We start from the raw sequence: 15,712 nt of genomic DNA on the forward strand, positions 1-15,712 counted from the left end.
TATTTTTTATAAAAATACTAAAAAATCATTACTATTTTTTATAATAATATTATTATTTTTTTTTAAAAATATAAAAATTATTGTAAAGAACACAAAAAAATTATTAAGGTATGTAAAAATTATGTATAAAAAGTTCTCTTTTTTCACTCCTTTATGTGCCACAATAAAAGAAAAAAATCAAAGAATAGATAATTTTTTATTTAAAAAATTTAATAATATTCCTAAAAGTATGATTTATAAAATTATAAGAATAGGTAAAATTAAAATTAACGAAAAAAAAGTTACTCCAAAATATAAAATAAAAAAAGGAGATATAATTTATTTTCCCATTTTAAAAGATCCCATTAAAAAAAAAAAAATAACAATATCCAAAAATTTAAAAATTATTGAATATTTGAAAAAAAAAATTATTTATGAAGATAAATATTTAATCATATTAAATAAACCATCTGGGATTGCAGTACACGGAGGTAGTGGTATAAATTTTGGAGTAATTGAAACTATTCGAAAAATTTATCCACATCTTGATTCTCTTGAATTAGTACATCGATTAGATCGTAATACTTCAGGAATATTAATAATTTCTAAAAAAAAATCAGTTTTAAGACATTTACATGATCAAATAAAAAACAAAACTATAAAAAAATGTTATATTGCATTTGTTCATGGTCGATGGAATAATAATAATCATATTATATCAGCACCTTTAATAAAAAAAATTATTGATAAAAAAAAAATTATGATAGTGCAAAACAACGGAAAACCATCGATGACTAAGTTTCAAATAAAAAAAAAATATAATGATGTTACATTAATGTCAATTAAACCAATTACTGGAAGAACTCATCAAATTAGAGTGCATGCCACTTATGCTGGTTATCCTTTGTTATTTGATAATGATTACGGAAGTACTCAATTAGATTCAAAAATACCTATAATTGAAAAAATAAAAAAAATATTATTACACGCTTATACAATAAGTTTTATACATCCAATTTTAAAAAAAAAAATGTTTATTCAAGCTACACTGGAAGAAAGATTTAAAAAATATATAAATTTATTAAAATAATAAATTTATATATTTTAATAAATTATCTTTACTTTTCAAACAAAAAACGCGCATAATATACATAAGGAAAAAATTTTATATGGCTGTACAAAAAAGTAAACCTACTAGATCTAAAAGAGGTATGAGACGTTCTCATGATAAATGTATGCATTTACATATTTCACAAGATAAATCTAGTAAAGAATTTCATATACGTCATCATATTACTAAAAATGGTTATTATAAAGGAAATTTAGTTTTAAAAATTAAAAACAAAAAAAAATAAATTAAAATTTTTTTAAAAAAATATATATCTAAATTTGTATATTTTAGGAAACATCAAAATATCAAAAAATACATTAATTATATTAAAGTAGATAATATGAATATTGTGATTATGTTTCCAGGACAAGGACATTATTCTCCTAAATCTATTTATCAACTTAATTTAAATTTTCCTATAATTAAAAAAACTTTTATAGAAGCTTCTGAATATGCTAAAGTAGATTTATGGAAAATTATAAAAAAAAATAAAAACAAAAAATATCACATAGGTACTCAAGTTCTTTTATTAACAATTTGTATTGCAATATATAAAATGTGGAACTCAATGAGTATAATACATCCTTTTTTAATGATTGGTCATAGTTTAGGAGAATATGCTGCTTTAGTTTGTGCTAAAACTATTAATTTTTCAGATGCAATTAATATTGTTATGATTAGAGAAAAATTGATGTTAGAAAGTACAAATTATACAAAAGGAAGAATGTGTGCTATTTTAGGTTTAAAACAAAAATATATATTGAAAATATGTCAAACTATTTCTTCAAAAACAGAAATTGTATCAATTGCTAGTGTTAATACTGACAATCAAATAATTATTGCAGGCAATGTAAATGGAGTGATGAATGCTATACAATTATGTAAATTATATGGATCTTCACATCATATTATTTTACCTATAAAAGTTGCTTCACATTGTATATTAATGTATAAAGTAGCTAAACAACTTAAAAATGTAATTAGTACTTATGTTTTTAAAAAACCTATGTATAAAATATTAAATCCACTTTCAATTGCATACTATACTGATGTAATTAATATAAAAAGTGCATTAGTTAAACATTTAATATATACAATTAATTGGAAAGATTGTATCTTATACTTAAAAAAAAAAAAGGTTTCTTTATTTTTAGAAATAAGTTCTAATTGTATCTTAACTAATATTAATAAAAAAATTATAAAAACATCAACAATATCTCTAAATCATTATTCAAATTTTGTACAAGCGATGAATATAATAATGAAAAAAAAAAAATTGCATTGATTACAGGTGCAAATAAAGGAATTGGTTATAATATTGCTAAATATTTTTCTCGAAACGGGATAACAGTGATAGGTACTTCTACATCTTTACAAGGTGTAAAAAAAATAAATAAAACACTAAAAAATGTCGGTCATGGGGTAATATTAAATATAAATCAAACAAAAAAAATTAAAAAAACCATAAATTATATTTACAAAAAATATGGTATTATTGATATTTTAATAAATAATGCATCTATTCATTCTGATAATTTATTATTAAAAATGTTACCAAAAGAATGGGATAATGTTATTAAGACAAATTTAAGTTCATTATTTTATCTTTGTAAATATGTTATTTGTAATATGATGAAACAAAGATATGGAAGAATTATTACAATTAGTTCTATAATAGGTACAACAGGAAACATAGGTCAAATTAATTATTCTACTACTAAATCAGGAATTATTGGATTTAATAAAACTTTAGCATTAGAAGTGGCTCCATTTGGCATTACAGCCAATGTTGTTTCTCCTGGTGTTATTGATACAGGTATGACTAAAAAATTAAATTCTGAACAAAAAAAAAATTTTTTATCAAAAATACCGTTAAAAAGATTTGGAAAAGCACAAGATATCAGTAATGTCGTTTTCTTTTTGTCTTCACATCAAGCATCTTATATTACTGGTCAAACCATACATGTGAATGGTGGCATGTATTTTAATTAAATTAAATAAACGAGAATAATATAAAAATTATGGAAAATATTACAAAAACTATAAAAAAAATTATTTCAAAACAATTTGGAATTGAATATGACAAAATTTCCAATAAAACAGATATTACTGTAGATTTAAAAGCTGATTCATTGGATATGATAGAATTTATAATGGAATTAGAAAATGAATTTGATATAGAAATTTCAGATGAAGATATTAAGGACTTAAACAATGTAGAAAAAATTGTACAATTTGTGTTTCATCATAGTTGCTAAAAAAATAATAAGATTATTGAAATATCAGTCAGAATGATTAAATTGTATAAAAATTCTAACAAATAATTGCTTTATTCATAATAGTATATACTTTTGTTAATTTAATTATAATTTTAATAACATAATTTTAAATAAATATATTTAATTATGATAAAAAAAAAATCAATTCATTGTGATAGAAGATATTGAAGGATCTAAAAAAAAGAATCATGTAAAATAAATCAAAAAATATTAAAAAATGGTATTAATAATCTTCTCGTAGTTAGAGAAATAAAAAGTACTATTATAGAAAAATAATTAAGAAATATTATTAAATCATGCTAAAAAAAAATTTTTTTACATAAAAACTGAATTATTACTACTTTATGCTTTTAGAATTCAATTAGTTGAAAATGTTATTAAACCTGATTTAACAAAAGTTTATACAGTAATAGGAATTAGACATAATTGTTCCTCCTTATCTTATTAAGGAGGATTAAGTATTAACTTTGAAGATATTCAAGTATTACAAAAAAATATCTTTACAAAATTTTTCTCTAAGTTTAACAATTTATTTAAATATTAAATCAAAAATAGTATTGCAAAAAATATATACACTCTAATCTTGATAAAATTAAAAACATATCTCTTTTTTATTAAAACTAAAAACAGTTATTTAAAACTCATTAAAAATGATTAACTATAGTTTTTATTAATGCAGAAAAAAAAATATAATAAAAGATTACTTGGAGTTAATTATAAAAAATGGATATAAAAAAAAAAAATGTACCATGGTATCCTTGGTTAAATGAACATTATAAAAAAATTATTACACAATATTATGGTAAAAAAAATCATCCAGTATTATTAATACAATCTTCACCAGGTATAGGAATATATTCTTTAGTATGGGCAATTAATAAATGGTTGTTATGTTCTAAAAAAAAAAATTTAAAAGTTGTGGAAAATGTTTAGATTGTTCTTTAATATTATCTGAAACTCATCCAGACTGGTATTTTTTAAAAAAAAACAATAATAATATTGAAATGGATACTATTCAAAAAACTATTAATCATATATCAAAAACATCCAAACAAGGAGGTTTAAAAATTATTTGGATCGATGAACCTATTTCACTTACACATTCATCAAATAATGCTTTATTAAAAACATTAGAAGAGCCTCCTAATAACACATTTTTTTTTTTAACACACACTCATACTTTAAATAGTTTAAATGCTACATTATATAGTAGATGTTATATATATACAGTTCCTATTCCTGATCCAAAAATCAGTTTACATTGGTTAATAAAAAAAACTTCAATTGAAAAAAAAAAATGTAAAATAGCTCTTGATGTTAGTAATAATTATCCTATTGAAGCTATAAATTTACTTCAAAGTCATTTATGGAATGAAAGAAAAGATTTTTTTAAAAAATTTTATCTTGCTTGTAAAAAAAAAAATTTCTTTCTTTTATTACCAGAATTTCAATTAAAAAATTATAATTTAAAAATAGAATGGATTTTTTCAATTTTATTAGATGCCTTAAGATTTCAATATAAAAATTATATTTATATATATAATCAAGATCAATTAAAATTAATAAAGAAAATTACAAAATTATTATCTAACAATGACATTGATAAAACAATAAGATCTTGGTTATATTGTAAAAAAATTTTATCAACTACTCCTTTCATAAATGTTGAGTTAATTATTGCAAAAGAACTAATTAAATGGACTTTAAATTAATTTAAAAAATATTTATAACATTATTATAAAGGTATTTTATGTTATTAGTGGATTCTCATTGCCATTTACATCATTTAAAAAAAAAAAATATAAATAGTAAAGAAATTAATGAAATTATCAATTTGGCAAAAAAAAAAAAAATTCAGTATTTATTAAATGTTGCAGTTTCTATAGATGACTTTCAAAAAATGTTAACTATGATAGTTCCTACCAAAGAAATATTTTATTCATGTGGAATTCATCCTTTATATGTTCAACAAAATTGTTTTATAAATAAAGTTGTTGAAAAATTTTCATTATACAAAAAAGTAATTGCAATAGGAGAAACAGGATTAGATTTTTATCATCCTATCCATAATCAATTATTACAAAAAAAAATTTTTAAAAAACATATTGATTTAGCTATAAAAATTAATAAACCTATAATAGTACATACTCGAAATGCCATGTCAGACACTATAAAAATACTTCAAAACAATAATGCAGAAAAATGTTCAGGAATAGTACATTCATTTACAGATAATATTTCATCTGCAAAAAAGATATTAGACTTAGGATTTTACATATCTTTTTCTGGAATTGTTACTTTTAAAAATGCAAATGATGTAAAAAAAATTGCTAAATTTGTTCCGTTAAATCGTATTTTAATAGAAACAGATTCTCCTTATTTAGCTCCTGTTCCATATCGAGGAAAAGAAAATCAACCAGCTTATTTATATGAAACTGCGAAATATATAGCAATGTTAAAAAACATCAGTTTAATAGAATTATCTGAAAATATATTATTCAACTTTAAAAAATTATTTAAATTATAGTATCAAAAAATGATTTTTTTTATTAATTTTCAATGACATTAATATTAAAAATAAAAATGCATATTATTGTTAATTTTTGTGTTTTTTATTCAAAAAATAATTTTTAAAAGAGCTCATTATTTTTTTTAAAAAAAATTTTATTATTGAAGGATTTTAAATATGTTTAAACATACATTCGCTAATCTTCAAAAAGTAGGTAAATCTTTGATGCTTCCAGTATCAGTTTTACCAATTGCTGGACTTTTATTAGGAATAGGATCAGCAAAGTTTCATATGATTCCAGAAATTATATCTCGATTAATGGCAGAAGCAGGAGGTTCTATATTTACTAATATGCCTTTAATTTTTGCTATAGGAGTAGCTCTAGGTTTCACTAAAAATGATGGAGTTGCAGCACTCGCATCAGTAATTTCATACGGTATTATGGTAAAAACAATTTCTGTAATGATTCCAATTTTTTTTAAAATCCCTTTGATTGAAATGCAACATAATCAATTTACAGATACAGGTATTTTTGGAGGTATTATAGCTGGAATTATTACAGCATATATGTTTAATACTTTTTATCGTATTGAACTACCTGAATATTTAGGTTTTTTTGGAGGGAAAAGATTTATTCCTATTATTTCAGGTATTTCTTCTATCTTTTTAGGATGTTTTTTATCCTTCATATGGCCTCCAATAGGAAAGTGTATTCAACATTTTTCCGAATGGGCAGCATATCAAAATCCTATGCTTGCTTTCGGTATATATGGTTTTGTAGAAAGAAGTTTAGTTCCGTTTGGTTTACATCATATTTGGAATGTTCCCTTTCAAATGCAAATTGGAGAATTTAGTAATTCTATGGGGCAATTGTTTCATGGAGATATTGCTCGATATATGGCTGGAGATACAACAGCAGGAAAATTATCTGGAGGATTTTTATTTAAAATGTACGGTTTACCTGGTGCAGCAATGGCAATATGGCATACTGCAAAAAAAGAAAACAGAAAAAAAATAGGAAGTATCATGATTTCTGCAGCTTTAACCTCTTTTTTAACTGGTATAACTGAACCAATTGAATTTTCTTTTATCATAGTTGCACCAATATTATATGCTATTCATTCAATTTTAGCAGGTTTATCTTTTTCTCTCTGTATTTTTTTAGATATGAAATCTGGAACTAGTTTTTCTCATGGGTTTATAGATTTTATGATATTAAGTGGACATAGTCATAATATTTGGATGTTTCCTATAGTAGGATTTTTATACGGATTATTATATTATATCATATTTTATATAGTTATTATTAAACTAAATTTAAAAACTCCTGGAAGAGAAGATGCACAATGTTATAATGTAAATATTGATGACATAACATTTACTCCTCAAATTATCGAAGCATTAGGATCTGCTGATAATATAAAAAATTTAGATGCTTGTATTACACGCTTAAGAGTTACTGTAAAATCGTCTAAAAAAGTAAATTCAATAACATTAAAAAAATTAGGTGCAACTGCAGTATTAATTTCAGGGTCTGGAATACAGGTTGTATTTGGAACAAAATCAGATAATATTAAAACTAAAATAGACGAATATTTAAAAAAATGATATTTTTTAAATATTTTATTTTTAATACAACTATGACTGTTTAAACAAAAAATAAGGATTGGTAAGTAATGATTAAAATCCAAACCTTGTTTTTTGAAAAAAAAGAGTAAATTATGATAAAAGAAACAATTTTTTCTAAAATTATTAATACACCAAAAAATAAAAAAATTTTATATCAAAATAAATTAGTAACGGTATTTGAAGATAAACAACCGCAAGCGTTAATACATTTATTAATCGTTTCTAATACAATTATTCATTCACTTAATGAAATCAATAAAGAAAATAATATTATATTATTAGAAATGATGGAAATTGCCATTAAAATGGCAAAAAAAATGAATATTGATAAATCAGGTTATCGAATTATCATAAATTGTAAAAAAAACGGAGGGCAAGAAATTCCTCATTTACATATACATTTATTAGGAGGAGAATTTTTAGGTCCAATATTACATAAAAAATAAAAATATTTTTTTAAAAATATAAATATTTCAAAATTTGATAAAAATACATATTTGAATAATAATATTAATTCCCAATAAGTTTTTTGTGCCTTAGTTGGAATTAATATTATTATTTTTAAAAATTAGCGTGATTAACTGTCCTTGGAAAAGGAATAACATCTCTGATATTATTTATACCTGTTATATACATTAATAATCTTTCAAAACCTATACCAAAACCAGAATGAGGAACTGTTCCATATTTACGTAAATCACGATACCACCAATAATCTTTCTTATTTAGACCTAATTCCCTTATTCTAGAATCTAGAATATCTAAACGTTCTTCTCGTTGAGATCCTCCAATTATTTCTCCTATATAAGGAAATAAAATATCCATAGCAGCAACAGTTTGATTATCATCATTTATTCGCATATAAAATGCTTTCAATTTTTTTGGAAAATCAATGATAGCAATAATTGAATAATTAAAATATTTCTCTACAAGAAATCGCTCTTGATCAGAATTTAAATCATCTCCAAATAATATTTTTTTCTTTAAAAAAGAACAATGTTTATTTAAAATATTTATAGCTTTACTATATGTTAAAATAATAATTTTAGTATTAATAGATTTTACAATTCTTTCTGAAATATTTATATTTAATAATTTTGACAATATTTCTAATTCAATAGCGTTTTTTTTTAAAACTTCTTTTAACGTATATTTAATTAACTTTTCTGCAAAATTTAAAATGTTATGCATATTAAAAAATGCAGCTTCTACTTCTAACATCCAAAATTCAGATAAATGTCTACTGGTATTAGAATTTTCTGCTCTAAAAGTAGGTCCAAAATTATATACTCTTGAAAGAGAACAAGCATACGATTCTAAAGTTAATTGACCTGATACTGTTAAATAAGCATCCTGGTTAAAAAATTTTTCATAAATATTTTTTTGATTATTTGTACAATTTTTTATTGTTTTTTTATTTTTAACACATACATGAAATATTTCTCCAGTTCCTTCAGCATCAAGACTAGTAATAATAGGAGTAGGAATCCAATAAAAATTGTTGTGATATAAAAAAGAATGAATACTTTGAATAAGAATATTACGTATTCTAGTAATAGCAAGAATTAAATTAGTTCTAGGTCGAAGATGACTAAAATTTCTTAAATGTTCTAAAGTATGTTTTTTAGAAGTGATAGGGTAATGATTAGAATTTTTTATTTTTCCAATAATTTTTATTGTATTAGATAAAATTTCATATTTTTGTTGGATTCCTTTTGATAAAACTAATATTCCATTTATAGAAATAGAATAACCTGTAGTAATAGTTAAAATTTCATTTTTGTAATTAATTAATTTTTTATTTGCAATAACTTGAATAGATTGTGATGTTGATCCATCTTGTATATCTAAAAAAGAAATTCCTATTTTTGAACTTCTTTTATTTTTTACCCATCCTTTAATTAAAATATTACTATTTATTGGAACTAATTCTTTATATATATCAGATATTAAACTTATTTTCATTGTTTTCCTTGAAAAATATATATCTATAATGTGAATTAATAACAGACGAATATTACAATTTAATAAATACAAATTTTTTTAATATTGAAAATATTTATATTTTAATTTTATATATAAAAAAACTACAATGTTATCATTTTAATTAAATTTTAAATATTTGATTACTAATGTAATTTAATGAATAATTAAATAAAAATTATAAAATTATTTAAAATGAATATTACATTATAATTATGTTCATAAAAAATTTACAATAAATTTTTATTGTAAATTTTTCTTACTTATTACGTTTAATATATATGTTTATTTTTTATAAAAATTAATATATAACAATCCAATACATTATAATATTGTAAAAATAATCAAATTGAATTTAACATTTTTATTAAAATATCTTAAAATGTTTAAAATTATTTATTGTTATATATCTAATCAACATTATTGTTTTATTTTAAAAAGAAGAAACACATTTTTTAGAACAATAATTTTTATATTGTATATTACAATTCATACATTGAATAAAAAGATTATTACATATACTATTTTTACAATTGATATAATTATCACATTTTTTTTTACAATGTCGACACTGTCCTAAAGTATCATATGATACATGTTCAATCATACGTGCATCAAATACAAAATTAGCTCCTTTAAAATGTACTTCTATATTTTTTTTTCTCGCATCATGTACATAACCAATGATACCGTTTTTCACTTGATATATTTTTTTAAATTTGTTAAATAATAACCAAGAAGCAGCTTTTTCACATCGAATGCCACCAGTACAATATAATACAATATTTTTTTCTTGAAATCTTTTTAACTGAGAAACAATATTTTTCATTGTTTCACTAAAAGTGTTAGAAGAAATATGCAAAGCATTATTAAAATGACCAATTTGAAATTCATAATCATTTCTAACATCAACAAAAATGGTATCTGGATCATTTATCATACAATTTACTTGAATAGCATTTAAATAATTTTTTAATTTTGTTGAATCAAAAAAGTTATGTTGCAGATTATCTTGAACAATTTTTTTTTTTACTTTAACAATTAATAAAAAAAAAGCATTTGGTTTGTTTTCTAATGCTTCGTTAAAATTTAAATTTTTTAAATTATCATGTAAATTACGTATAAAATTTTTCATAATAAAATAATTTTTATTAGGAACACTAACTTGAGCATTAATACCCTCAGAAGATATATATACTCTTCCCAAAACATTAATTGTAGAAAAAAATAAATACAATATATCTCTTGTTATACCAACATCCTTAATAAAAAAATACTTATAAAATGAAACAATAATATAGTTATTATATTGATTTAATATTTTTTTTTTTAAAATTTTTTTTGGAATAGTATTATGTAAAATAATCAAATTAAACACCCTATATATTTTTTAAATATAAAATATATTACAATTAAAAATATTCAATAAAAAAATAAAAAATTAATGATTAATTTAATAAATTATTTTAAAAAAATTATTCAAAAATTTTTTTTTCTTTAATTAAATGTGATTTATTTTGTAATAATTGAATAAATTTTCTTTTTTCTTTATGAATGATATTATCAGGAGCTTTAAAAATAAAGTTTTTATTCAGTAATTTTTTCTTAGAAATATGTATTAAAGAACATATTTTTTTAATTTCTTCTTTAATTTTTAGTAATTTAAAATTGTAATTTTTATTACTAGTAATATAGATAAAAAATTCTACATTATCTTGGAATTTATGAATATAATTCATACCACTTAATTTATGATCTACAATACAAAATTTTTTCACAAATACCATTTTTGAAAAATAAATTATTTTTTTATTAATAATATCTTTAATCATTGATGTACTATTTTGTATATATACTGTTATTAATTCTTTTTCTTTCAACATAGCTGATAAACGTAAATATCTAATAATTGAAACAATATTTTTAAAACACTGCATATAAATAATAATTTTTTTATCTTGTAAAGAACAGTTATATACAGGATATGGTTCTAACATAATAGAATTATATTTAATGTTTTTTAAATTACTAATTTTTTCCCATATATTTTCTGTAATAAAAGGAATAATTGGATGAATCACATGTATTAAATCTGACAATACTTTTAATGAAGTATAACGTATACTAATGAAATTTTTTTTATACATATATTTATAATGTATTTTAATTAATTCTATATACCAATCACAAAAATTATATCTAAAAAAATTATTTAAACACAATACAGATTGGTCAAAACGATAATTATTTAATGATTGAGTAAATAATTTTAAAAAATTATTAAATTCTAACAAAATCCATTTGTCAAAAAAATTCAAATATTTATAATCAATATATTTAGGTATTATGTTATTTACAGAAAAAGAAAAAATTAAACGTGTAGCATTCCACAATTTATTACAAAAATTACGATAACTTTTCAATCGATTCATGTCCCAATTAATATTTCTAGTGGGGGCTGATAAAGATGCACATGTTAAACGTAATGCATCTGCACCATTAGGAATTATCCCTTCTGGAAATAATAACATTGTTCTTTTTTTAATTTCATGAATTAATTTAGGTTTCATCAAATTTTTTATACGTTTTTTTATAAGATTGTTTAAACTAATTCCATCAATCATATCAATAGGATCTATAACATTACCTTTAGATTTGGACATTTTTTGACCTTGTTCATCTCTAATTAATCCTGTAATATATGCAATTTTAAATGGAACTTGAGGTTGTTGATTTCTATCTTTAATTAAATACATAGTTAACATGATCATACGAGCAATCCAAAAAAAAATTATATCAAAACCACTTACTACAATATTACTAGGATGAAAAATATTTAATAATTTTTTTTTATTAGGCCATCCTAAACTAGAAAAAGTCCATAAAGCAGAAGAAAACCAAGTATCAAGAACATCTGTTTCTTGACTTAACATTACTTCTGAAGATATAGAATATGTCTTTCTTACTTCTTTTTCATGCTTACCTGTATATATATTACCACACGAATCATACCAAATTGGTATACGGTGTCCCCATAAAACCTGTCTAGATATACACCAATCCTCAATATTATTCATCCAAGAAAAATATAAATTTTCATATTTTTGAGGAATAAAAGTTATTTGTTTTTTTTGAACAGCTAAAATTGCCATTTTAGCCAAAGGTTTAGTTTTAAGGTACCATTGATTTGTTAAAATAGGCTCAATAACTACACCACTACGATCTCCATGAGGAACGATAAAATCATGTTTAATTACTTTTAGTAAAATTTTTTTTAATTTAAGTACGTCAATAATTTTTTTTCTAGCTTCAAATTTTCCTAAACCTTGAAGATCAGAAGGAATTAAATTATTCAATAAAATTGTTTTTTTACCATCCCATGTATACATTTTTAATTTTTTTTTAATAGTTAAATCATTATTAAAAATGCTAATCATAGGTAATTTATGTTTTATTCCGATTTGATAATCATAAAAATCATGAGCAGGAGTAATTTTTACACATCCAGTACCTTTATTAATATCAACACTTTTATCAAAAATAATTGGAATTTTACGTTTTATTATAGGTACTATAACTTCTGCTCCTTTTAAATGTGAATAACGTTTATCATCTGGATGTATTGCAATTGCAGTATCTCCTAATAAAGTTTCTGGTCGTGTAGTTGCAGTTATTAAATATTTTGTGTTAATATCATATAACTTATAATTAACAATTTTATATTTTATAAACCACATATTTCCTGTGATATTACGCATATCTACTTCCAAATCTGAAACTACACTATTTAATTTATAATCCCAATTTGTTATTCTTTTTCTTTTATAAATTAATTTATCATTATACAATTTTACAAAAGCCTCTGAAACAGATAAAGAAATAGATGAATCTAAAGTAAATTTACTAGAACTCCAATCAACTGAATTACCTAATCTACGTATTTGACTATAAATAATACCTTCTGATTTTTTTTTCCATTCCCATATTTTTTCTAATAATTCTTTTTCAGAGTAATAAGAACGTTTTTTTTTTTCTTCCAATAATAATTTTTGTTCTACTAAAAGTTGAGTTGCAATTCCAGCATGATCAAGACCCATTTGCCATAAAGTATTTTTTCCCATCATACGATTATAACGAACTAAAATATCCATAATAGTATATTGAAAAGCATGACCCATATGTAATCCTCCTGTAATATTTGGAGGAGGTATTACAACACAAAAACTTTCTTTTTTAGTATTTCCATGAGGAGAAAAATAATTTTTTTTTTCCCAAATATTATATATCAAACGTTCAATATCTTGAGGGTTATATATTTTTTTCATATATTCTTTATAATATATTATAGTGAAAGAAGTAGTATTTTTTATAAAAATGCAATAATAAAAAAATTAAAAAAAATTTATTTAAAATATTTATTATTTTAAATAATGTAATTATTATCACTTTTATGTAATAAAAAATGTGATAATAAAGGAATAGGACGACCAGTAGAAATAGGATATTGACTGTTTTTTAATTGAACAGAAGTTCCTGCAATGTCTAAATGTGCCCAAACAAATTTTTTTGCAAATAAAGATAAAAAACAAGCCGCCGTAATAGCACCTGGATGTGAAGCACTAACATTAGTCATATCTGCACAATCAGATTTTAATTGTTGATAATATTCTGAAAAAAGTGGTAATGCCCAAACCTTATCATCAGATTCTAATCCAGATTTTATTAATTCTTTTTCAAGATTTTGATTATTAGAAAATACACCACTGCATACATCTCCCAATGAAGCAATACAAGCTCCTGTTAAAGTAGCAATATCGATAACAAGATCTGGGAAGAAAAAACGTTCAACATACGTCAATACATCACAAAGAAGTAATCTGCCTTCTGCATCAGTATTTATTATTTCAACTGTTTTTCCAGACATTGTTTTAATGATGTCTCCAGGTCGATAAGCCGATTCTCCTAACATATTTTCACTTATCGCTAATATTCCTATTACATAAAGTGGTAATTTTAATTTTGCTAAAAATGACATTATCCCTAAAACTGTTGCTGCTCCACTCATATCAAATTTCATTTGATGCATATTTTTAGATGGTTTAATAGAAATACCACCTGAATCAAATGTTACTCCTTTTCCTATTAAAACAATAGGTTTTTGAGATATATGTTTAATTTTATTAAAATGTATAATAGACATGTAAGATTCATTTTTTGAACCTTCTCCTACTGACAAATATGCATGCATTCCTAATTTTTTTAATTCTTTTTTGTTTAATATTTCAATGGAAATATTATTAGGATATTTTTGTGCTAATTCTTTTGATTTTTGTACTAAAAATTTTGAATTACATATATTTGGAGGAAAATTAGATAAATCTTTTGTTATTTTTATAGCAGATATAACTGCTTGACTATATTTAATACTTTCTTTCATTTCATCTTTATATTTGTTATCACTAATTGGAAATATAACAATTGGTTGTTCTATATTAGTTTTCTTTTTTTCATTTTTAAAAAAATTAAATATATAATATTTATGTGCAACTTTTTGAATAATAACATTAATTTTCCAAAACATTGTTTTATTTTTTATAAATAATAATATTAAACAATAAAAAACATTTTGAATACCTTCTTTTTTAATAACATGAATAGTATTGTGAACAATTTTTTTAAATTTTACATCATTAATTTTTAATTGATCACCACAACCTACTAATAAAACACGTAAAAAATCTATTTTAGGAACATTTAATAATAGTATAGTAGAACCTATTTTCGCTTGAAATTTTACTTTTAATAAAGTATTTATAATATATTTTTTAGTTATATCATTAACATCATAATTTATATAAAAATTATTAGATGTTTTAAAAATACCCAATACGATACAATCATTATATTTTTCTATGTTAGTTTTATCATCTATGATAAAATTCATAAAACACCTATTTTATTATATTATTTTAAATAATGAAATTTTATTGTATATGAAAATAATCTTTTAGAACAATCTTAAAAACAAATTTTAAAATAAAAAAACAATTATTATATTAAAAAATAATTTAATTGTAATGAAAAAAAATTCAAAAAATCATTTCAGGTACAATATGCATAATTTATTTCAACGTAATTGTATAACACTCTCCGATTTTACTATAACCGAAATAGAAAAAATAATTAAATTTTCTATTTTTTTAAAAAAAAAAAAACAATCAA

Annotated in this window: 15 protein-coding genes; 11 read left to right on the plus strand and 4 right to left on the minus strand. The window is 21.5% G+C overall.

Annotation, left to right across the window (positions count from 1 at the left end; all coding sequences use genetic code 11):
* Positions 1 to 121 precede the first annotated feature (121 nt).
* From D9V80_RS01360 to D9V80_RS01410, 11 genes are all read left to right on the plus strand, one after another.
* Positions 122 to 1,069 carry an RluA family pseudouridine synthase gene (locus D9V80_RS01360; RefSeq protein WP_158353495.1) on the plus strand — a complete coding sequence of 316 codons (948 nt, stop codon included), beginning with the start codon at positions 122 to 124 and terminating at the stop codon, positions 1,067 to 1,069.
* 79 nt (positions 1,070 to 1,148) lie between these two features.
* The gene (rpmF, locus tag D9V80_RS01365) at positions 1,149 to 1,334 is read left to right on the plus strand and encodes a 50S ribosomal protein L32 (protein WP_158353498.1); all 186 of its coding nucleotides are present in this window, start codon (positions 1,149 to 1,151) and stop codon (positions 1,332 to 1,334) included.
* Between the two features lie 96 nt (positions 1,335 to 1,430).
* Complete coding sequence (locus D9V80_RS01370) at positions 1,431 to 2,375, plus strand: ACP S-malonyltransferase (RefSeq protein WP_158353500.1); 945 nt, start codon at positions 1,431 to 1,433, stop codon at positions 2,373 to 2,375.
* Positions 2,372 to 3,082, plus strand: coding sequence for a 3-oxoacyl-ACP reductase FabG (gene fabG / locus D9V80_RS01375; RefSeq protein ID WP_261978554.1), 711 nt, complete (start codon positions 2,372 to 2,374; stop codon positions 3,080 to 3,082). The genes D9V80_RS01370 and fabG overlap by 4 nt, the downstream gene beginning before the upstream one ends.
* Before the next feature lie 29 nt (positions 3,083 to 3,111).
* Positions 3,112 to 3,348, plus strand: a complete 237-nt coding sequence (acpP, locus tag D9V80_RS01380; protein ID WP_158353504.1) for an acyl carrier protein — start codon at positions 3,112 to 3,114, stop codon at positions 3,346 to 3,348.
* Between the two features lie 340 nt (positions 3,349 to 3,688).
* Positions 3,689 to 3,817, plus strand: coding sequence for a hypothetical protein (locus tag D9V80_RS02525; protein WP_410051796.1), 129 nt, complete (start codon positions 3,689 to 3,691; stop codon positions 3,815 to 3,817).
* A 275-nt stretch (positions 3,818 to 4,092) separates the two neighbouring features.
* A complete protein-coding gene (locus D9V80_RS01390) occupies positions 4,093 to 4,302 on the plus strand; it encodes a hypothetical protein (protein WP_158353506.1) in 210 nt (69 codons plus the stop codon).
* Between the two features lie 11 nt (positions 4,303 to 4,313).
* On the plus strand, positions 4,314 to 5,081 hold the full coding sequence (locus tag D9V80_RS01395) for a DNA polymerase III subunit delta' C-terminal domain-containing protein (RefSeq protein WP_261978573.1): 768 nt from the start codon (positions 4,314 to 4,316) through the stop codon (positions 5,079 to 5,081).
* Between the two features lie 38 nt (positions 5,082 to 5,119).
* Complete coding sequence (locus D9V80_RS01400; RefSeq protein WP_158353510.1) at positions 5,120 to 5,896, plus strand: TatD family hydrolase; 777 nt, start codon at positions 5,120 to 5,122, stop codon at positions 5,894 to 5,896.
* 159 nt (positions 5,897 to 6,055) lie between these two features.
* Positions 6,056 to 7,486 carry a PTS glucose transporter subunit IIBC gene (gene ptsG / locus D9V80_RS01405; protein ID WP_158353512.1) on the plus strand — a complete coding sequence of 477 codons (1,431 nt, stop codon included), beginning with the start codon at positions 6,056 to 6,058 and terminating at the stop codon, positions 7,484 to 7,486.
* Positions 7,487 to 7,599: 113 nt separating this feature from the next.
* Complete coding sequence (locus tag D9V80_RS01410; RefSeq protein WP_158353514.1) at positions 7,600 to 7,953, plus strand: HIT domain-containing protein; 354 nt, start codon at positions 7,600 to 7,602, stop codon at positions 7,951 to 7,953.
* Between the two features lie 115 nt (positions 7,954 to 8,068).
* On the opposite strand, the gene asnS is transcribed toward D9V80_RS01410, so the two are convergent.
* The 4 genes from asnS to D9V80_RS01430 form a co-directional block, all read right to left on the minus strand.
* Positions 8,069 to 9,472 carry an asparagine--tRNA ligase gene (asnS, locus tag D9V80_RS01415; RefSeq protein ID WP_158353516.1) on the minus strand — a complete coding sequence of 468 codons (1,404 nt, stop codon included), beginning with the start codon at positions 9,470 to 9,472 and terminating at the stop codon, positions 8,069 to 8,071.
* 451 nt (positions 9,473 to 9,923) lie between these two features.
* Positions 9,924 to 10,868 (minus strand): rhodanese-related sulfurtransferase, encoded by a 945-nt coding sequence (locus tag D9V80_RS01420; RefSeq protein WP_410051792.1) that lies wholly within the window; start codon positions 10,866 to 10,868, stop codon positions 9,924 to 9,926.
* 97 nt (positions 10,869 to 10,965) lie between these two features.
* Entirely contained in the window at positions 10,966 to 13,815 is a 2,850-nt protein-coding gene (locus D9V80_RS01425) for a valine--tRNA ligase (protein WP_158353520.1), read from the minus strand.
* Between the two features lie 98 nt (positions 13,816 to 13,913).
* Positions 13,914 to 15,434 carry a leucyl aminopeptidase gene (locus D9V80_RS01430; protein ID WP_158353522.1) on the minus strand — a complete coding sequence of 507 codons (1,521 nt, stop codon included), beginning with the start codon at positions 15,432 to 15,434 and terminating at the stop codon, positions 13,914 to 13,916.
* Between the last annotated feature and the right edge of the window lie 278 nt (positions 15,435 to 15,712).

Source organism: Buchnera aphidicola (Thelaxes californica), assembly GCF_005080825.1.
Taxonomy (GTDB): domain Bacteria; phylum Pseudomonadota; class Gammaproteobacteria; order Enterobacterales; family Enterobacteriaceae; genus Buchnera_I; species Buchnera_I aphidicola_V.